A 21,761-nucleotide genomic window follows, 5' to 3' on the forward strand; every position below is an offset into this window, starting at 1 on the left:
AATGCGGTTAGATAAAAAGGTTGCCTTAATTACGGGTGCTGGATCTGGGATTGGCAAGGAAACAGCTCTTCTGTTTGCGAAAGAAGGGGCAAAAGTAATTGTCAATGACGTAAATGAAGTAGCAGGGAAGCAGACTGTTGCAGAAATAATTCAGCATGGTGGAGAAGCGCTATTCATTCAGGCAAACGTAACAAATGAATCGGATGTTAAAAAAATGGTAGATGAAGCGCTTATATCCTATGAAAAAATTGATGTGTTGTTTAATAATGCAGGCATTAGTGGCATAGGCGTATTGCACGAGATTGATTTAGAAGACTGGAAGAATGTCATCAATGTAAATATTAATGGTATTTTTCTCGTTTCTAAATACGTCATCCCTCATATGATCAAACAGCAAAGCGGTTCTATTATCAATATGTCATCATGCATTGCCGAAATTGGATTAGCAAACCGAGCATCTTACGCAGCTACGAAGGGTGCAGTGCTTTCTTTAACAAAATCAATGCAGGTTGATTATGCAAAAGATAAGATCCGTGTTAATGCATTGATGCCAGGTACGATTTTTACGCCATTTGTCGAGGATTACTTGTCGAAGGATGCAAACCCTGACGCTGCGATTCAATCAATTAAAAGCAGACAATTGGGCGGTGACCTTGGAAAACCAATTGATGTAGCCTACGCAGCACTCTACCTTGCATCAGATGAATCAAAATTTATGATGGGTTCACCATTTATGATTGATGGCGGGGTAGTGAATGGGAAATAAGGTGATAAAAATATCTGATAGTTGAAAGGAAAGAACGGCTATGAAGAGACTAACGAACAAAACAGCCCTTGTAACGGGTGGGAGCAGAGGAATAGGAGAGGCTATTGTGCTCCAACTAGCAAAAGAAGGCGCGAATGTGGCCATAAACTTTACTTCTGACCGATCGAAAGATTTGGCTGAAAGTGTCAAAGGAAAAGTAGAAGACCAAGGTCAGCAGGCAATGATAGTCCAAGCAGATGTTGGTATCAAACAGCAAGTTGATCAGATGATGGAAAAAGTGCAAAAAGAACTAGGGAACATCGATATTCTGGTCAATAATGCAGGGATTGCACCATTTGAGCCCTTTATGACACTGTCAGAAGAAACGTGGGATCAAACGTATAATACAAATGTAAAATCTGTTTTTCTATGTTCCCAAGCTGCTGCAAAAGGAATGATTGAAAGGCGCAGTGGAAAGATCATTAACATTACTTCTACAGCTAGCTTGATGGTCACAAGCCCAGTTATTCCGCATTATATTTCATCAAAGGCTGCAGCACATCAGCTTACGAAAGCATTGGCGATTGAACTGGGGAAAGATAATATAAATGTTAATGCAGTTGGACCGAGTACGGTTGAGACAGATATGTGTACGGACTACCTGGCAGAGAAAGCGATTTATGATAAAGAGGTTGAAGCAAATCCAATGAAACGATTAGGGACTGCCAAACAAATTGGCGATGCTGTCGTATTTCTAGCCTCAGAAGAAGCAATGCAAGTAAATGGGCACTTATTAATGGTCGATGGTGGTTTGACGGTTAAAGCTGCACAGCCTGATGATCACTTGGAGCATTAGGATTTATTATTATGGTTGCTTGTATTGATACTGAAAAACAAGAATCAGACGGGCTTAAATAATATTTTGGAGGTATTCAAAGATGAACACAAATACAATTGAGAAGAAATATGCAAACTGGTCTGACGCATATGCTGATCCACAGTGGCTTATTCATGACCGGTTTGGATTATTCATCCATTTCGGTTTATACTCACCAGCTGCACGACATGAATGGTTTATGACGCACGAGAAAATTCATCCAAAAACGTACCAAAAATATTTTGAACACTTTGAGCCAGACTTATTTGATGCAAAGGAATGGGCTAGAACTGCCAAAAAAGCAGGTATGAACTATTTCGTTATAACAACAAAGCATCATGAGGGATTTGCATTATGGGATACGAAGTTAAGTGATTATAAGGTGACAAATACACCGGTAAAACGGGATCTATTACGAGAAGTTATTGATGCCTTTCGGGAAGAAGGTTTAAAAGTAGGATTATATCATTCATTAATCGATTGGCATCACCCAGAATTTACGATTGATGGACTACATCCACAACGTGATGATGAAGACTTCAAATTAGAAAATGCGGATCGTGATATGAATAAATATTTGGAATTTATGCATGGGCAAGTTCGGGAACTACTGACAGATTATGGTCAAATTGATTATATGTGGTTTGATTTCTCATACCCACACCGTGACTTTGGATGGTCTAAAGGAAAAGGAGCAATGGATTGGCATTCTGAGAAGCTGGAGGAAATGGTACTAGATTTACAGCCGAATATTCTTCTAAATGATCGACTTGACTTAAATCGTGGTGTTATAACTCCTGAACAATACCAACCAAGTGAGCCGGTTGAGAAGGATGGACTTCCAGTTATATGGGAAGCATGCCAAACGATGAATGGAACGTGGGGTTATCATCGCGATAATCTAGATTGGAAATCTACCGATACCCTCCTGAAAATGTTAATTGATACGGTTTCAAAAAGTGGTAATTTTCTATTAAATGTCGGGCCAAATGGGCGTGGTGAATTTGATTATCGGTCAATTGAGCGGTTAGAAGAAATCGGAGAATGGATGAGATTACATTCCCGTTCAATTTATGGAACAAGACACAGTAAGTATAAAGCACCAGTAGACTGTCGCTATACGCAAAAAGGAAACCGTTTGTATCTTCATATCCATTCGTGGCCATTCCGGCATATTCATCTAGAAGGCTTAGCTGGAAAAATTAAATATGCGCAGCTACTTAACGATGCATCTGAGGTTTATTTTAGAGAATTTGATCCTGAGGAAGTAATTACAAGTACGGAAACAAAGATTGATCGTAACTCAGTTGTTATAGACCTTCCAGTGCAAAAGCCAGAAGTAGCAATCCCTGTTATTGAGCTGTTTTTAAAAAGTTAAAAAACAAAAATATCATTCGTAAAGGAGTCACTTTATATGAAATTAGGATTAAGTACGTACAGTCTGCTAGACGCAATTAAGGCGGAAGAAATGGATGTTTTGGATGTCGTTCAATGGATTGCTGATAATGGCGGAGAACATATGGAAATTGTTCCATACGGATTTACGTTAGTCGACAATTTAGAACTGGCCGATAAGGTACGTGATAAAGCAAAAGAAGTCGGAATCGAACTATCAAACTATTCGATGCCAGCAAATTTTGTTCAAGATACAGAGGAAGAATTCGAGACTGAGGTTGCCAGGTTGAAGGAGCACGTCGATCTCCTGGACCGGATGGGAATCAAACATATGCGTCACGATGTCACCGCATTTACATTACCACCGGAAAAAATGACAATCGAATACTTTGAAAATAGTCTTCCGCAAATTATTGAAGGAAGTCGTCGTATTGCCGATTATGCTGCAGAGTTTGGGATAACAACAACAATCGAAAATCATGGTGTCGCTGTCCAGCATAGTGACCGCGTCCAGCGCGTAATACAAGCCGTTGACCGACCAAATTTTAAAACTACATTAGATATAGGAAACTTTATGTGTGTCGATGAAAACTCCATTGTTGGCGTAAAAAAGAACCTACCATATGCATCACTGGTTCACTTTAAGGATTTTTATTTCCGGCCGTACTATGAGAATCCCGGCGCAGGAAAATGGTTCAGAACATCAAACGGCAATTATTTAAGAGGCGCAATTGTCGGTCAGGGGGATATTGAAATCAGAGAGATCGTTAAGCTTATCAAGGATTCCGGTTATGATGGGAATATTACATTGGAATTTGAAGGCATGGAAGAATGCAGGGAAGCATGTAAAATTGGGTTGGATAATTTGAGGCTTTTTTGGGAAGAAGTTTAATTTGATTGGGGTTTGTGTCACCCGAGTCTGGAGTGGGCTTCTCTCCCGAGTTAGGTGATGCGCGGCCCGAGTGGAGTGAGTTCTGTCCCGAGTTTGGTGAATTCTCTCCCGAGTTGGGGAGATACCCACTGTTTACGTTATAATTTTTGAATTGAGGTGGATAAATTGCTGAAAATAGCAGTAGTTGGAACGGGGTCGTTGAGTGAGGTCCATTTTCAAACATGGTCCCGGTTACAGAATGTGCAAGTAGAGCTTGTTGAAAATAAATCAACAGTTGATGTCGATATCATTGATTTGTGTGTACCTGTAGATGAGAGACCAGATTTCATCAGGGAGATCAATAAGGAAGGAATTCGTATTGTCTGTGAAACGGCACTTGCGACGAATGCGGAAGAGGCTTCTGCTTTAATTAAAAAATGTGATGAAGAGGACGTACATCTTTTTGTTGAAAATAGAAAGCGGTTTTCGCCTGAGTATGTTGATGCAAGGAACCAGGTGAGGGATGGACATATCGGAAAACCGGGAGTCATCAGACTTTCCAGCAGTGCCCCGCATCCCGGTGATGAAAGTGACATTTTTTCCAGTCTGGGTGTACCTGAGTTTGATTGGTTGACTTGGACCTTTGGTAATGTAGAACGCGTGATGGCAAAACACGTCAAAAAAGAACGCCTGGATGGATCGATAACCGAGCATGCGTTACTGTCACTTCGTTTGGAGGATCAGGCATTTGCTCATATTGATTTGTCCTGGGTGAATGGGAAAAAAGAAACAAGCTTTGAGCTGACCGGTGATAATGGGATGCTTACCTATAATAGTGTAGAAAGCAATCCGATTCAGCTTTCCACGTCCTCCGAAGTACTTGATGAGGAAATTTTAATTAAAACACCTCTTCAGCGTATGTTGGAGCATGTTGTTGCAGGCAGGGGAAAAACTGGGCAATCCTTGCATGCCATTCAAATTGCCGATGTGGCACGACAATCAGCCGAAGCTGGCCAGCCTAAGGAGGTGCGCTAATATGAAAGTGGGAATCATTAGTTTTGCTCACATGCATGCCTTTAGCTATGCGCAGTATTTGGTTCAACATCCTGATGCGGAACTAGCTGGAATCTGGGATGCGGATGAAGCGCGGGGAAGTGACGCGGCAGAACAATACGAGGCTACATTTTATTCGGATTTGGATGATCTTTTAAAGACAGGCATTGAAGCGGTAATTGTCTGTTCGGAAAATGCTAATCATAAGGAACATGTTATTAAAGCAGCAAGCTATCAAAAGCACATACTATGTGAAAAACCGATTGCAACCGAGGTAGAAGATGCGCAAGCAATGATTAAAACGTGTGAGGAAAATGAGGTTATTTTGCAAGTAGCTTATCCAGTCCGGTTTGCGCCAGCTATTCAAAAGGTGAAATCTATTATTCAATCAGGAAAAATTGGTGAGGTAATTGCAGTGAATGCAACCAATCACGGTCAAATGCCTGGTGGCTGGTTCGTTGAAAAGAAACTATCGGGTGGCGGCTCGGCAACAGATCATATTGTCCACGTCATGGATTTGCTTAGGTGGATGTTGAAAGATGAAGTTAAAAGTGTCTATGCGGAATTTGATACACGATTCTATGATATTGATGTCGAGGACGCTGGGTTAGTCATGCTGGAGCTTGAATCCGGTGCCATTGTATCGATTGATCCGAGTTGGTCACGACCAAAGACATTTCCAATGTGGGGAGATGTCACGATGAAAATTTCTGGGACAGAAGGAACATTATCTGTCGATGCATTTAAACAGCATTCGGTTCTATACAATGATACGGATGGGAAGATTCAGCATCAACCTTGGTCTGAAGATATGGATGAAGCCTTAGTGAACGACTTTATCGATTGCGTGAAAACAAAAAGAGAGCCATCCATAACAGGAAAGGACGGCTTGCGGACACTAGAAGTGGTAAAAGCAGCCTATGAATCTAACGAACGAAAAGAGACTGTTCAACTAAAACGTAATTAGATGATAAGGCTGTTTTCGCATAGTTTGTTGCTAATATACCGTAGTTGATAAAAACTGCGACATAAGTGCCTTGTTTGGTGGTTGGACAACCGTTCCGGAAATCCACTTCGCGCACCTTAGGGCTCGCGCTGAGCCTCCTCGCGAGCAGAAACCGCTCGCTGCGGGGTCTCAACGTCTTCGCTTTCTAAGCAGGAGTCTCCGTGGATTTCCTTCACTAGGGTTCTGCTTAACAATTTCAATTTACTTGGTTGCTTATATCATACAGGCTGCCTGCAATTTGTGGCAGTTGATTGGAGCGGAGGACCGTTGACTCCTGCGGGAACAGCACGAGTCTGAAGACCCCGCAGGAAGTGGTTTTCTTCCGAGGAGGCTGAAGCCGTGCCCGCGGAAAGCAACGATCCGTAGCGGAAAACAACCTAGCGCATTACGTCGCAGTATATAATTTTTTTTGTCAAAAACAACAATATTTTAGAAGACAGCCTTAGATAAAAAAGGGAGGGTTATCAGATGAAGCTAGGAATGAGTTCGTACAGTTTAGTAAGAGCAATAAACTCAGGAGAAATGTCAATTTTGGATGTGATCGGGTGGACAGCGGATCAAGGTGGCGATCATATTGAGCTAGTTCCGATGGGGTATACATTGACAGACAATCCGGATTTACTCGAAGCAATTCTTCAAAAAACGAAGGAAAAAGGAATTGAAATTTCCAACTATGCAATTGGTGCAGACTTTCTGCCAGCTAGTCAGGAGGAATTTGAACAGGAAATTGTACGTGTTAAAAAGGAAGTGGATATTGCCCATGCGCTTGGTGTCAAGCTTATGCGGCATGATGTTTCATTTAAGCCTCCACATGAAGCATCTACTCAGCAGTTTGAACAGGATTTACCAAGGTTAGTGGAAGCATGCCAGCAAATAGCTGATTATGCAGCACAATATGATATTGTAACAAGCATTGAAAATCATGGTTTTTATGTCCAGGCGAGCGATCGGATTCAGCGTCTGGTAAATGCTGTGGACCGGGCTAATTTTAAAACAACACTTGATACTGGTAATTTCTTATGTGTGGATGAGGATCCGGTAGCCGCAGTGAAGAAAAATATTTCAATTGCTTCCATGGTGCACATCAAAGATTTTTACCATCGGCGGGGTTCGACGTTTAACCCTGGTGAAGGCTGGTTCCAGACGACATCCGGGAATTATTTACGGGGAGCAATAAGTGGTCACGGAGATATTGATATAAAAGAGGTCATTAAAGTCATTAAACAATCGGGGTACGATGGGTATATCTCAATCGAATTCGAAGGGTTAGAAGAATGTAAACAAGGATCCAGAATTGGTTTGGACAATGTCCGGAGAATCTGGGAAGAAGTTTAAACAGGAAAAGAGGGTAACAAAATGGGGAAAATAAAAGTTGGTGTGATTGGTGCAGGTTCTATTTCCGAAATGCACTTTGAGTCGTACAAAAACAATTGCGATGTGGAGATCTATGCGGTTTGCGATTTGAACGAAGAAAGAGCTCAGGAAAAAGCGGAAAAATATGGTGCAGAAAAATATTATACAAACTATCAGGATTTGCTGGATAATCCGGAAGTTGATGCCGTAAGTATTTGCACATGGAATAATTCCCATGCGGAGATTTCCATAGCTGCTTTAAACAGTGGGAAGCATGTGTTGGTTGAAAAACCATTATGTAAAACAGTCGAAGAGGCATATGAGATTGAAAAGGCTGCAAAAGTGAACAGTGGAAAGGTCATTCAAGTAGGATTCGTTCGGAGGTTCGGCACAAACACGAAGGTATTAAAGAGCTTTATTGAATCAGGTGATCTTGGTGAAATCTATTATGCAAAAGCATCTTGTCTCCGTGTTTTGGGTAATCCTGGTGGTTGGTTCTCCGATAAGGAACGATCAGGTGGCGGCCCATTAATTGATTTAGGTGTTCATGTCATTGATTTGTGCTGGTACCTCATGGGTAAACCAAAAGTCAAATCAGTCAGCGGAAACACATACAATAAATTGGGTAACCGCGCCAACGTCACCAACAAATCGTTCTATAAAGCTGCCGATTATGATCCAGAAAAAAATACAGTAGAGGATCTGGCCAATGCCATGATTCGATTCGAAAATGGGGCCTCATTAGTAATTGATACAAGCTATGCACTCCATGCGAAAGAAGAATCCATTAATGTGAATATTTTTGGTGATAAAGGTGGCGCGGAAATCGAACCTGCACTACAGATTTTCACAGAAAAAAATAACACGATGTTAAATTCCACACCACAGATTGATTCATTATCATTTGACTTTGTGAAGGGTTTCCAGGATGAAATTAACCACTTTGTGTCTTGTGCCAAAGGGGAAACGGAAACAATTAGCCCTGTCCAGGATGGGGTAGAGATTATGAAAATATTGGCTGGTGTCTATGAATCTAGTGAAAAGGGTGCGGAAGTTCGCTTTGATTAAGGGGGACAAAACCAAATAACTTGTTCATTATGACCATGCGCCCCACGCGAAGAATCGTTAAGAATGCCGGGAAGAGGCTTGTGAAAAGGAATAATCCATAACAGAGGTGAACTGATGAATAAAGCCAAAACAATGTATGCATTTGTATTTTCAGTCATGTTAACTGTAGTAATTTTTGCTCTACCGATTAGCGCATTTGCAGAACAACCGGAATCATCGTATTGGTACCCGGAAGGTCTGATGAACTGGAGTCCGGAAAGTGACACAGACGCCATTTTCAACAAAAGCAGTGTCCCGTTAGCTGATAGAGAAGTTCTTTATAAAGTAAATAACACTTCACAGTCCGAGGCAAAATTAGTAGCGCTTTCCGCATTGAATCCAAATACGAGCGGGGTTCCCTCTCAAGGGGGAAATAAGTTCTTCGCTAATACGTTCAGTTATTGGCAATACGTAGATGTAATGGTTTATTGGGCAGGTTCTGCAGGGGAGGGGATTATTGTGCCCCCTAGTGCTGATGTTATTGATGCTGCCCATAAAAACGGGGTCCCGATATTAGGAAATGTATTCTTCCCGCCCAAAGTGTACGGGGGGAAAGAAGAATGGCTGGAACAAATGCTTGTTCAACGTGAAGATGGCTCATTTCCAGCGGCAGATAAACTGTTAGAAGTTGCTAGCTATTACGGATTCGATGGTTGGTTTATCAACCAGGAAACCGGTGGAGGAACGGAAGAAACAGCTGAGAAAATGAAAGATTTCCTAGCATATTTGCAGGAACATAAGCAAAAAGATATGCAGATTATGTGGTATGATTCCATGACCAAAAATGGAGATATCAACTGGCAAAATGCGTTAACTGATCAAAATAAAATGTTTTTGCAGGATGGCGAGGAAAGGGTTTCCGATAGTATGTTTTTAAACTTTTGGTGGAACTCGCAAGAAGCTTCTTATAACAAAGCGAAAGAAATCGGGAGAGATCCATATGACTTGTTCGCTGGCATTGATGTAGAGGCAAATGGAACAAACACGAATGTAAATTGGGAGGGGATATTTCCGGAAGGGAGATCGCCTTACACTTCATTAGGTGTTTACCGACCGGATTGGGCTTTTAAGACATCAACAACGATGGATGAGTTTTATGATAAAGAACAGGAATTTTGGACTGGAGAGGCCGGCGATCCAAGTGAAACATTTAAAAACGGAAGCTGGAAAGGGATGGCTCATTACTTTACAGCGAAGACGTCCGTTCAGGAGCTGCCATTTGTAACCCATTTTAATACTGGAAGCGGGAAATCGTTTGTGGTTAATGGAGTTACTAGAAGTGAAAGGGATTGGAATAACCGCAGTTTACAAAATATCCTGCCAACGTGGCGATGGCTAACAGAAGGTAGTGGTCAGCCTCTCAATGTAGACTTTGATTGGGAACAAGCATACTATGGGGGCAGCTCGTTAAAAATATCGGGGAAACTATCAAATGAAAATACTACTCACTTAAAGCTTTATAAAACAGATTTACCGATTGAAAAAGACACTGAAATTTCCGTGACGTATCAAACGGATGTCAAAAAGCCTAACATGAAACTTGGTGTCAGTTTTATTGGGCAACCTGAAAAATTTGTATTTTTTGATGTGAAGAAAAAGAGTAGAAATGAATGGACAACGGAAACCTTTAAATTAAAAAAATATCAAGGTGAAAAGATAGCGGCTATTTCACTTTATTTTGATAGTGAAGAGGTTATAGAAGATTATCAAATGAATATCGGTGAATTAAAGGTAACGAATAAGCACAGCGACAAAGAAGTACCCGGTTCACCAACAAACCCGACCTGGTTGGAAATGGCTTATAAGGAAGGTTTATATGCTGACCTTTCAGTGAAATGGGATCCAGTAGATGATACTATCCAGCATTATGAATTGTATCGTAGGCACGCCAATGGGGAAAAGGAATTCCTTGGTGCAACACCTAACAATGTTTATCATATCTCTGACTTACGAAGGGATGGGAAGGAAACGGCAACAACACTTGAAATTGTTGCTGTAAGTAAAGATTATGTAAAAAGTGAAGCGGTGGAAGTCACGTTTGAATGGCCACCGTATCCAATACCTAAGGCTGACTTCAGTGCAAGCCAAACAGTTGCGGCTCCCGGGGATGAAATTCAATTCTTTAATAATTCTTCAGAAGCAACAGAGGAAGTTCAATGGCATTTTGATGGTGCAACGCCTGCAACTAGTACCGAAAAAGATCCGGTTGTAACGTATCAAGAAGAGGGTGTTTATGCTGTTACACTAGTTGCTAAAAATAGTGAAGGTGAAGATAGCCTTACAAAGGAAGAGTTCATTACCATTTCAAAGGATGCCACTAATATCGAAAATGTTGCACTTAATAAAACAGCTGTAGCAAGCGGACAATGTGGCACAAGTGAAGGTCCATTAAATGCAATTGATGGGGAAACAGCAAATAATAGTAAATGGTGTGCAATTGGTGACAACCAATGGTTAACCGTTGATTTGGGCGAAGTCTATCATTTATCGGAGTTTGTACTAAAACACGCGGAAGCAGGCGGAGAATCACCAGCATTTAATACAAAAGCTTTCAAGATTGAAACTAGCCGTGATGGTGAGAATTGGGAAAATACTGTTACTGCAACAGCTAATACCGCAGCAGTTTCAGAACACCCCATTCCAATTACCGAAGCTAGATATGTACGTCTTTCCATCCAACAGCCAACACAGGGTGGAGATCAGGCAGCAAGAATTTACGAATTAGAGGCATATGGTTATTAGTTTATGAGAATAGGATAGGTAGAAGTTGCTTACCTTTCCTATTTTTTTTATTCTAGAAAGGAGAATATTCTTTATTAAAGGTATCTGAGTAAATAAAATGACCAATATACATGGGGAATTCTAAGTACGGCTGGGAATTCCACAAAAGCAACTAATTCCAGCATTTTTGCGGAAATTGACATTGGAAATGAGGGAACCGTAATGAAAAGACTTAACAACAAAACCGCTCTTGTAACTGGGGGGAGCAGAGGAATTGGAGAGGCAATTGTTCTTCAATTAGCCCGTGAAGGTGCTAATGTGGCTATTAATTTTTCTTCAGACAAATCAAAAGTGTTGGCAGAAGAAGTTAAAAAAAAGGTCGAAGTTATTGGTCAGCGGGCTATGATAGTGCAGGCGGATGTAGGAAACAAACAACAAGTTGATCAAATGACAGAAAAGGTGGAAAATAAGCTAGGAAACATTGATATTTTGGTAAACAATGCAAGCATTGCTCCATTCGAGCCTTTTATGACAGTATCCGAAGAAACTTGGGATCGAACGTTTAATACTAATGTCAAATCAATTTTCCTGTGTTCCCAGGCTATTGCCAAGGGAATGATTAAAAGGCGTAGGGGAAAAATTATTAATATAACATCAACAGCCAGTTTGATGGTCACAAGTCCCGTAATTCCACACTATATATCATCAAAGGCTGCTGCACATCAGCTAACAAAGGCACTGGCTATTGAACTGGGAAAACATAATATCAATGTGAATGCAGTTGGACCTAGTACAGTGGAGACGGATATGTGTACAGATTACTTGGCAGACGAAGCGATTTATGAAAAGGAAGTTGAGGCAAATCCGATGAAACGGTTGGGCACAGCAAAACAAATTGGAGATGCGGTCGTATTTTTAGCTTCAGAGGAAGCGATGCAGGTAAATGGTCATCTGTTAATGGTTGACGGTGGTTTAACGGTTAAAGCTGCACAGCCAGATGATCATATGGAACATTAAATATTATATATAGAAGGAGTGAACCTGTTGCTCCTTTAACTTTTCAATATTTAATGACAGAATATTGGTGACTATTGAAAAGGGGTTTTTAGAAATTAAAGTTGCTACTTAAGGATGCATCTGGTAGATGAAATCAACCACTTTGTATTTTGTATGACAGCAAATAAATCAACCCTATAAAATAAATGGGTTCTAAAGGAGAATACAAATGCTACAAGATTGGCAATCCGTGAACTTATTACATAGAAATCGTGAAAAATGCCGTTCGTATTTTATTCCTTTTTCAGATGAAACGAAGGCGCTGACATATGAACGGGGTAATTCTGAACGGTTCAAACTTCTCAATGGGATTTGGAAGTTCCAATATGCGGAAACTCCACAAGAGGCACCTGCAGACTTTTATAAGAATGAATTTGATGTTAGTGGTTGGGATGATATTGAGGTCCCCCATCATTGGCAACTACAGGGGTACGATAAGCCGCATTATACCAATGTGAATTATCCCTTTCCGGTTGATCCACCACATGTTCCAACAGAAAATCCAACGGCTTCTTATCAGCGTGATTTTTACATTTCTGACGAATGGGCAGGGGAACAAGTTTATTTAAGGTTTGAAGGTGTTGATAACTGTTTTCATGTTTGGGTGAACGGGCATGAGGTTGGTTTTAGTAAAGGTAGTCGAATGGCTTCTGAGTTTAATATCTCAAGCTACCTTCATTCAGGAAAAAACACGTTAGCAGTGCGCGTTTATAAGTGGTCCGATTCTACTTATCTTGAGGATCAGGATATGTGGTGGCTAAGCGGAATATTTAGGGACGTTTATTTACTATCCAGACCTAGTTCCCATATTAGAGATGTGTTTATTCGTACCGATTTGGACAAGGGTTACGAAGATGCAACGCTTAAAGTAGATATTGATATTGAAAACACGGTGGATGGGCTGAATGTGGAATATAAATTAGTGGATGCTCAGAATGAACTGGTAGTTGATGAGTCTTTGGAAGAGAATTTTCACTTTCAGGTGCCGGTAAAAAGTCCGAATAAGTGGTCTGCCGAGGATCCTTATTTATATCATTTGGTGATCAGCCTGAAAGATAAGCATGATAGAGTGCTAGAAACGATCGCCCAGAAGGTTGGATTCCGGTCGGTGGAATTGAGGGACGGTGTCGTGCTCATCAATGGAGTAGCGATTAAGTTTAAGGGAGTAAACCGTCATGATTCACACCCGGACTATGGACGTGCGGTTCCACTTGAACATATGATTAAAGATATTGAGCTGATGAAACAGGGTAATGTTAATGCTGTACGGTCTGCCCATTATCCCAATGATCCGAGATTCTATGATTTATGCGATGAATATGGATTATATGTGATTGATGAAGCGGATGTTGAAACACATGGCTTTGAAACAATTGGAAACATTAATCAGCTGAGTGACGATCCCAAGTGGGAAGCGGCATATCTTGATCGGATGGAAAGAATGGTTGAACGCGATAAAAACCATCCATCAATTGTGATGTGGTCGCTTGGGAATGAGTCAGGTAATGGCGTTAACCACGCGGCAATGGCCAAGTGGGCACGCGCGAAAGACCCAACAAGGCTTATTCATTATGAAGGTGAATCACGTGAACTTTTCTTGGGAGGAAAACGAAAACTGGATCCAAGCGTTTCTGATGTGCATACAACGATGTATACAGGTATAGCTGAAATGGAGGAAGTTGGGCAGTACACAGAACTTAGCAAACCGCATCTTTTATGTGAATATGCGCATGCAATGGGGAATGGACCGGGAGCCTTGAAAGAGTATTGGGATACATTTTATAAATATAGACGTTTGCAAGGTGGCTTTGTGTGGGAATGGGCCGACCATGGGATACGTAGGCAGAATGTCGAAGGAGAAGAATACTTTGCCTATGGCGGTGATTTTGGTGATCAGCCAAATGACTATAATTTTGTCATAGATGGCCTTGTAATGCCTGATCGTACACCCTCACCTGGATACTATGAGCATAAAAAGGTGATTGAGCCGGTGAAGGTTGATGAGGTGGATTTAGAAGCTGGAAAAGTTGAGATTACAAACAGATATGATTTTAGTTCACTTGATCATTTAGCTTTGTCATGGAACATTGAAGCAGATGGGAAAGTGATTCAAAGTGGAGTGCTTACCCTGGATGGGATTGGAGCTAGGGTGACAAAATCTTTTACGATTCCGTATAACTTGCCAAAACCACTAGCTAGAGCGGATTACCGGTTGAATCTGCAATTCACCTTAGCTTCGGCAACTGCCTGGGCTCCGGTTGGCCATGAACTAGCGTGGGCACAGTTTATGCTGCCACAAAATGCTAAATCAACTAATGAAGTTCAGAAACTGGATACAGTAACCATCGATGAAGTTGACTCATTTTTATATGTACATGGCGTGAATTTCGAAATAACCTTTCATAAAATTTTAGGAAATGTTCATTCTTGGAAATGCGAGGGATTAGAGCTTCTTCAAACTGGCCCTAAACTACAATTTTGGCGGGCTATGATTGATAACGATCATCGCTCGGAAAGTGAATGGAAAAATCATGGAGTTCATTGGCTGCAACAACGAATTGATCAAGTGGACTTTCAATTAGCAAAGGATAAAACATCGGTTTCGATAAAGGTCGTACAAAGGATTGCTCCCCCGATGCTGTCGTGGGGTATAAACGTGGTATTGACCTACACTATTTATGGTAATGGAGATATACTGGTTGACGTGAACGGGAAGCCGACAGGTAATACACCGCGAACACTTCCACGTATCGGTTTGGAAATGACAGTACCGCAAACACTAGACCAAGTAAGCTGGTATGGCAGGGGTCCTGGAGAGTCATACGCGGATAGTAAGCAGGCGAATCGATTTGGTATTTATAAAAAATCCGTTGATCAGCTGTTGACCAATTATGTATATCCTCAGGAAAATGGCAATCGAACAGATGTTAATTGGGTCACATTTGCCAATGGGCAAGGCATGGGGATGTTTATTTCTGGTACTCCGGCATTTAACTTTAGTGCGCATTATTATTCAATAGGAGATTTTGATAAAGCAAAGCATACACATGAGCTTACGAAAAAGGATGAGATTTACGTTCATTTGGATCACCAGCAGCATGGGTTAGGCACTGCAAGCTGTGGGCCTGATGTGCTGCCTGAATATGAATTGACTACTCAGGAATTTACGTTTAATTTCCGATTAACACCTTTTTCATTATGATTCGGGGGGAATGGGAAGAATGCCGGAATTTGAAACTCGTTGTTTAAGTTCATTAGTAAAAGTATTTCCAGATGAGGAATTAAAAGACAAGACATTTAATCATGCTTCTGCACTTTTAAATGAAACCTATTCGTTTCAAGTAGCATACAGAAAAAATGGAGACAGTCCGAAAAAAATCAAAGTACGAATGGAAGGAGCCTTACAAAACGTTGCCACGATCAGGTCGGTTGGTCTCGTTCCTTCAGAGTTTCCTTGTTACCTGGACCACGACGATTATGTACTAAGGACGACCCCTGGTTTATATCCAGATCCACTTTACCCGTTGGATCACAACGAGGTGCCTGTCCCAAAAAATCAGTGGCGTTCTGTGTGGGTGACAGTCAACCTTAATGAAAAGATCCAGGCTGGACTTCAGCAGATTAAATTGGTTTTTGAAACAGCGGCTGGAGAACAAATCGGAGAGGAAACCTTTGAACTGGAGATCATCCCGGCATCCCTGCCCGAGCAACGGTTGATCTGTACCCAATGGTTCCATGCCGATTGTTTAGCAACACATTATGATGTAGATGTATTCAGTGAAGAGCATTGGAATCTGATTGAACAATATGTACAAACAGCAACTGTACATGGCATGAACATGTTGTTAACGCCTTTGTTTACCCCGCCACTTGATACGGATGTTGGCCAGGAACGTCCTACTGTGCAATTGGTCGAGGTAGAAAAAACAGGAGCTAAGTATCAATTTAACTTTGATAAATTAACTCGTTGGATAGATTTGTGTTTAAATAATGGAATCAAGTACGTTGAGTTTTCTCATCTTTTTACGCAATGGGGAGCTGAACATGCACCTAAGATTATGGCGAATGAAAACGGCAAGTTGAAAAAGATCTTTGGCTGGGAAACAGATGCATCCGGGAGAGAATACAAAGACTTTCTTTCCCAATTATTCCCTGAGCTGATAGCTTATATCAAGCATCATAAGCTGGAAGAACAGGTTTATTTTCATGTGTCGGATGAGCCTAACATAAACAATCTGGAATCGTATAAAAAGGCGAGTGAATTAATTCACGATTATTTGTCTGACTTCCCTGTAATCGATGCCTTATCAGACTACCAGTTTTATGGGCAGGGCTTGGTAAAAAATCCGATTCCTGCTAACGATCATATGGAGCCTTTCTTGGAAAACAAAGTCCCGAATTTATGGACGTATTATTGCTGTGCTCAGTACAAAAAGGTATCGAATCGATTCTTTAATTTTCCTTCTGCGCGGAATCGGATTAGTGGTATTCAATTGTATAAATATAACATTGCAGGTTTTTTGCATTGGGGCTATAACTTTTGGTACTCGAGGTTGTCCCGTAAAAAAATTAATCCTTTTCAGAATACAGATGCTGATGGTGGCTTCCCTTCCGGAGATTCTTTCCTTGTATACCCAGGCGAAGATGGACCGATTGAATCAATTAGGATGGAAGTATTCTACGATGCACTGCAAGATTTAAGGGCACTACAATTGCTGGAGAAACTGACTGGTCGAGATAGAGTATTAGAAATAATAGAGGAACAAATACCGATAACCTTCACTGATTACCCACATGGTAGCGAATGGCTATTAACAATGAGAGAAAAAATTAACCAGAAAATTTCCGAGGTGAATTGAATGAATAAAATGCAAACCAAGCCCACATTGAAACAGCTGGAATACCAGAAATGGGAATTCGGATTGTTTGTCCATTTCGGATTGCGGACTTTCTATGAAGGCTATGTCGATTTTGATGAAAGGCAAATGGATCCGTTTAAGTTTAATCCAACCAGCCTAGATTGTGAACAGTGGATTCGAACAGCAAAAGAAGCTGGCATGAAATATGCTGTTCTTACTGCAAAGCATCATGATGGTTTTTCAAATTGGCCTTCAAGCTTTACTGACTTTTCTGTTGCCCATTCACCATGGAAAAATGGCAAAGGAGATGTTGTTCAGGAATTCACCTCAGCATGTCGTAAACATGGAGTGAAGCCCGGTCTATACTATTCTCCTTATGATGGATCTGCAAATTTTTACAATCAAAAAGATAGAAAGGCCTATGATGACTATTTTATCAATCAAATAACCGAGCTGTTAGCGAACTATGGAGACATTGAAATTCTTTGGTTTGATGCTGCTGGATCAGAGAATCATGAATATGACTGGAAACGAATCATTGATACAGTTCGTTCACTCCAGCCAAACATTCTCATCTTTAATATGGCTGATCCCGATTTTCGGTGGGTTGGCAATGAGGATGGTATTGCACCAATCCCTTGTTGGAACGAGGTCAATACCGTAAAAAGTGATCGTCTTTGGTTACCTGCAGAATGTGATGTGCAGATGAGAGAGAATTGGTTTTTTAGTGAGAGTGATGAACATACGGTAAAAAGTTTGGAACAATTAATGGGAATTTATTATTATTCTGTTGGCCGTGGTGCAAACCTGCTTCTTAATATTGGGCCAAACAGACATGGTCTTTTTCCGGAAAAAGATCAGCAAAGACTTCTTGAATTTGGCGGAGAAATAAGAAGACGATTTGATAATCCGGTAGCAACAATTGATAGGTTTGAACAACAAGAGGGAAAATGGATTTATCACACAGAACAACCCCATTTGCTCGATCATGTGGTTATTCAAGAGGATTTACGAAAAGGAGAAAGCGTAGAAAACTTTAAAATCAACATTATTTCGGAAAAGTCCCGTCAACCAATCACCATCTATCAGGGTAGAAACATAGGGAATAAGGCTATTATTCGTGTTCCAGCAATTGAGGTTCGGGGTGTCGAACTTGAAGTAACCGAAAGTGTAGGAGAGCCAATAATAGAGGAACTGGCAATCTATTATGTAGGGGATGATGGAAATTATTAAAAATTATTTCTGCAAATAATAAAAAGTGATGATGACGACGCAACATGGTCAAGAATTAAATAATGCGGTTAAAGAGGAATGGGTGCGGTTTATCGGGGCAGGGCGGGTTTATTATCTGCTTTACTTTTTATCAGTAATAACCTATACTTAACTCAACTGGTTATAACCACTATCAGGAGGTGACATTTCAATCATTGGATAAGAAGAGTAAGGTGCCGTTGTATTTGCAGTTGATGGAAGATTTAATTAAGAAAATAAAGAATCAGGCATATCGTGAGAACGACAAGCTGCCGTCCGAACGTGAACTGTGTGAAATATATGATATGAGCAGGATAACGGTTAGGCAGGCGTTGCAAGAATTAGAACGCGAAGGCTTTATTTACAAGTTGCATGGTAAGGGTACATTTGTAGCGCCAAAATCCTATAATCAAAATCTAGTTAAGCTATACAGTTTTACTGAAGAGATGAAAGAAATTGGGAAGAAACCGACAACAAATGTGGTGTCATTTAACGAAATAGCGGTAGATGAACGATTGGCTGATAAAATGAACCTGGAACCATTGGATGAGGTTTTTCAGGTTGTTCGTCTCCGTCTTGCGGATCATGAACCGTTAATGTATGAAACTTCTTATTTACCAAAAAAACTATTTCCGCACTTAACTAAAAGTGACCTTGAGCAAAAGCCAATGTATGATGTTTTTTATGAGGAATATCAAGTGAATGTAACGAAAGCGGTTGAGCGATTTTCTGCGACAATGATTCGAAAAGAAGAAGCGGCTCACCTACAGATGTTGCCTGAACAGCCGGCCATGTTAATTAAGCGTTATGCTTATCATGATAAGAATTTGATTGAGTATACAATTAGTGTCGCTCGCGGTGATAAATTTGATTATACAGTAGAACTAACATAATAGGGGTAGTTAAATCGAAGGAGAACCGCTTGGAGTTGGGGAGGCAATCACACGGACTCGGGAGAGAAGCGCCTCAACTCGGGAGACAGCCGCCCGGACTCGGGAGAGAAGCGTCTCAACTCGGGAGACAGCCGCCCGGGCTCAGGAGGGAACCCCAAAAACTCGGGCCACACCGTCAAACAAACTTAGGCCACAACTACACTTAAACTGGTAATGACAACATAACCACGAGAATTGGAGGAAAAATACATGTTTAATTTAATGAACGAAGTATTAGAAGAAAAAAGTGCGGTCCACACTGCAAGAGAAATTTACCAACAGCCAGAGGTTTGGCAGGAATTATTTTATATGCTCTCTGAAAAAAGAGATACCTTGAAAGGATTTCTAGATTCCATATACGCAAAACACAGCCAGGTTCGCGTTATTTTTACTGGTGCGGGAACTTCTGCGTTTGCGGGAGATACACTTGTTCCAGAATTGCGCAGGCAAAATAAGAAGAATATCAATTTTGAGGCTATCGCGACAACAGATATCGTGTCCAATCCAACAACATATCTATTTGCAGAATCTCCAACGATCATGGTGTCATTCGCACGATCAGGCAATAGCCCAGAGAGTGTTGCAGCGGTATCGTTAGGTGAAAAGTTGATTAATGATTTTTACCAGGTGGTCATTACATGTAACCAGAATGGACAGCTTGCTAAAAATACACAGAATGACAGCCGGAGCATGACTGTTTTAACCCCAGAGAAGGCACATGACCAAGGATTCGCAATGACAAGTAGCTTTACAAGTATGATTATTGCAGCTCATACACTGTTTGCGGAAAACGAATTTACGATTAGTGAAGCGGAACAATTAATTGAAAGTGCTACAGAATTAAGAGATACCGTAACGGGTACTGTAGATGACGTATTAAAATTTGATTTCAATCGAATTGTTTATTTGGGCTCTGGATTGCTCAGTCAACTTTCACACGAAGCTTCTTTAAAAATGCTGGAGCTTTCTGGGGGGCAGGTCGCAGCGATTCATGAATCATCGCTCGGATTCAGGCATGGTCCAAAGTCCATTTTGAATGAAAAATCTGTGACGGTCTTATTCATGTCGCGAGATCCGCATACAAGAAAGTATGATTTGGACATTTTACGTGAGCTAGCGGCTGATGACTCGGAGATGAAAGTAGTCGCTCTTACGGAAAAAAAGGACCAGGAAGTGGAAGACCTTGCAGACTATACCATAACCGTAAATAACAATGAGGAAACGCTCGGTAATGATTTTCAGCTTGCATTATTATACATAATGTTTGCCCAAACATTAGCACTGAAAAAATCACTGCAGCTAGGTATTACACCAGATAACCCTAGTCCAGACGGGCGAGTGAATCGTGTTGTGCAGGGTGTTACGATTTATGACTACGAATAAGTATTACCTAAAAGCAAACAGATTTTTGCTTGAAAATGAAGAGAAAACCAACACATATTTACTGATTAGTAATGGTAGATTCGGAGAGTTTGTGGACGCTGTTCCATCAGGCGCTAAAATCGTTGACTGGAGCGGATTCACGATAGCGCCCGGTCTAATTGATACGCACATTCATGGGGTTAATAGCTATGACATCATGGATGGTACAACTGAAGCGGTTCATGGAATTTCTGAAGCATTGCCGGCGTTAGGTGTTACTCGATTTTTGCCTACTACATTGACGGCGTCAGAAGCGGATTTGAACAATTCCATTCATGCAGTAGTTGAAGCGGTTAAATCTGGCCTATCGGGTGCTAGATCGGAAGGGATCTTTTTAGAAGGTCCCTATTTTACTGAGAAACATAAGGGGGCGCAAAATCCAGGTTATTTTCGTGACCCTGATTATCAGGAATTCAAGCAATGGCAAGAGCTATCTGAGGATACAATTGTAAAAATCGCTCTTGCCCCTGAACGAAATGGAGCAATCGATTTCATTCGAAAAATTAGTGATGAGGGCGTTCTCGCGAGTATTGCGCATACAGATGCAAGCTATGATTGTTGCACGAATGCATTGTATGCTGGGGCACGTAATTTTGTTCATTTATTTAATGGTATGTCGGGATTGCACCACAGGGAACCAGGTGTTGTTGGGGCGGCTTTGACTGACAGGGATGCTTTTGCTGAGTTAATTTGTGATGGTCATCATGTGCATCCGGATATTGCTTCAATGGTTGTTGGAATAAAAGGAGAGAAAACAGTTTTGATTACGGATTGTATGCGGGCAGGGCTGTTGCCAGATGGAAACTATCATTTGGGTGAATTCCCTGTCGTATTAAAAGATGGAGTGGCCCGAACGGAGGCTGGATCATTAGCTGGGAGTACATTGCGGTTAATTGATGGTGTGAAAAATTTGCAAGCGTGGAGCGGTCGTTCATTAAGGGAAATCTGGCATCTAGCATCTCTTTCTCCAGCAAAAAGTATCGGACGGGGTTCAGATCTTGGTAGCATTCAAACTGGAAAACTAGCTGATTACGTTGTCCTAGATAACAGTTTGAATATCCAAGCTACAGCTGTTGAAGGGAAAATCAGCTATCGAGTGGAGAGGTGATTCGA

16 protein-coding genes are annotated in these 21,761 nt (G+C 41.1%); all 16 read left to right on the forward strand.

Annotated elements, in window-relative coordinates; all coding sequences use genetic code 11:
- Position 1: 1 nt before the first annotated feature.
- The 16 genes from CFK40_RS03815 to nagA all read left to right on the forward strand — a co-directional run bounded on the left by CFK40_RS03815 (position 2) and on the right by nagA (position 21,756).
- Positions 2–766, forward strand: coding sequence for an SDR family NAD(P)-dependent oxidoreductase (locus CFK40_RS03815; RefSeq protein WP_089530765.1), 765 nt, complete (start codon positions 2–4; stop codon positions 764–766).
- A 40-nt stretch (positions 767–806) separates the two neighbouring features.
- A complete protein-coding gene (locus CFK40_RS03820) occupies positions 807–1,601 on the forward strand; it encodes an SDR family NAD(P)-dependent oxidoreductase (RefSeq protein WP_089530766.1) in 795 nt (264 codons plus the stop codon).
- Positions 1,602–1,683: 82 nt separating this feature from the next.
- Positions 1,684–3,000: an alpha-L-fucosidase gene (locus CFK40_RS03825; protein WP_089530767.1), complete on the forward strand. Its 1,317-nt coding sequence runs from the start codon at positions 1,684–1,686 to the stop codon at positions 2,998–3,000.
- Between the two features lie 36 nt (positions 3,001–3,036).
- Positions 3,037–3,909: a sugar phosphate isomerase/epimerase family protein gene (locus CFK40_RS03830; protein ID WP_089530768.1), complete on the forward strand. Its 873-nt coding sequence runs from the start codon at positions 3,037–3,039 to the stop codon at positions 3,907–3,909.
- 165 nt (positions 3,910–4,074) lie between these two features.
- Positions 4,075–4,923, forward strand: coding sequence for a Gfo/Idh/MocA family protein (locus tag CFK40_RS03835; protein ID WP_089530769.1), 849 nt, complete (start codon positions 4,075–4,077; stop codon positions 4,921–4,923).
- Between the two features lies 1 nt (position 4,924).
- Positions 4,925–5,908, forward strand: a complete 984-nt coding sequence (locus tag CFK40_RS03840) for a Gfo/Idh/MocA family protein (protein WP_089530770.1) — start codon at positions 4,925–4,927, stop codon at positions 5,906–5,908.
- A 507-nt stretch (positions 5,909–6,415) separates the two neighbouring features.
- Positions 6,416–7,282, forward strand: coding sequence for a sugar phosphate isomerase/epimerase family protein (locus tag CFK40_RS03845; RefSeq protein ID WP_089530771.1), 867 nt, complete (start codon positions 6,416–6,418; stop codon positions 7,280–7,282).
- 21 nt (positions 7,283–7,303) lie between these two features.
- The gene (locus CFK40_RS03850; protein ID WP_089530772.1) at positions 7,304–8,368 is read left to right on the forward strand and encodes a Gfo/Idh/MocA family protein; all 1,065 of its coding nucleotides are present in this window, start codon (positions 7,304–7,306) and stop codon (positions 8,366–8,368) included.
- Positions 8,369–8,482: 114 nt separating this feature from the next.
- Complete coding sequence (locus CFK40_RS03855) at positions 8,483–11,149, forward strand: endo-beta-N-acetylglucosaminidase (RefSeq protein WP_193433354.1); 2,667 nt, start codon at positions 8,483–8,485, stop codon at positions 11,147–11,149.
- Between the two features lie 201 nt (positions 11,150–11,350).
- Positions 11,351–12,145, forward strand: a complete 795-nt coding sequence (locus tag CFK40_RS03860; RefSeq protein ID WP_089530773.1) for an SDR family NAD(P)-dependent oxidoreductase — start codon at positions 11,351–11,353, stop codon at positions 12,143–12,145.
- Positions 12,146–12,353: 208 nt separating this feature from the next.
- Positions 12,354–15,386, forward strand: a complete 3,033-nt coding sequence (locus tag CFK40_RS03865) for a beta-galactosidase, LacZ type (RefSeq protein WP_089530774.1) — start codon at positions 12,354–12,356, stop codon at positions 15,384–15,386.
- A 10-nt stretch (positions 15,387–15,396) separates the two neighbouring features.
- Positions 15,397–17,043, forward strand: coding sequence for a DUF4091 domain-containing protein (locus tag CFK40_RS03870; RefSeq protein WP_089530775.1), 1,647 nt, complete (start codon positions 15,397–15,399; stop codon positions 17,041–17,043).
- A complete protein-coding gene (locus CFK40_RS03875; protein WP_227001856.1) occupies positions 17,044–18,276 on the forward strand; it encodes an alpha-L-fucosidase in 1,233 nt (410 codons plus the stop codon). It abuts the gene before it with no gap.
- 194 nt (positions 18,277–18,470) lie between these two features.
- Positions 18,471–19,187: a GntR family transcriptional regulator gene (locus tag CFK40_RS03880; protein WP_227001857.1), complete on the forward strand. Its 717-nt coding sequence runs from the start codon at positions 18,471–18,473 to the stop codon at positions 19,185–19,187.
- Between the two features lie 249 nt (positions 19,188–19,436).
- Positions 19,437–20,609 carry an SIS domain-containing protein gene (locus CFK40_RS03885; protein WP_089530776.1) on the forward strand — a complete coding sequence of 391 codons (1,173 nt, stop codon included), beginning with the start codon at positions 19,437–19,439 and terminating at the stop codon, positions 20,607–20,609.
- Positions 20,596–21,756 carry an N-acetylglucosamine-6-phosphate deacetylase gene (gene nagA, locus CFK40_RS03890; RefSeq protein WP_089530777.1) on the forward strand — a complete coding sequence of 387 codons (1,161 nt, stop codon included), beginning with the start codon at positions 20,596–20,598 and terminating at the stop codon, positions 21,754–21,756. The genes CFK40_RS03885 and nagA overlap by 14 nt, the downstream gene beginning before the upstream one ends.
- Positions 21,757–21,761 lie beyond the last annotated feature (5 nt).

This window comes from Virgibacillus necropolis (assembly GCF_002224365.1).
Taxonomy (GTDB): Bacteria; Bacillota; Bacilli; order Bacillales; family Amphibacillaceae; genus Virgibacillus_F; species Virgibacillus_F necropolis.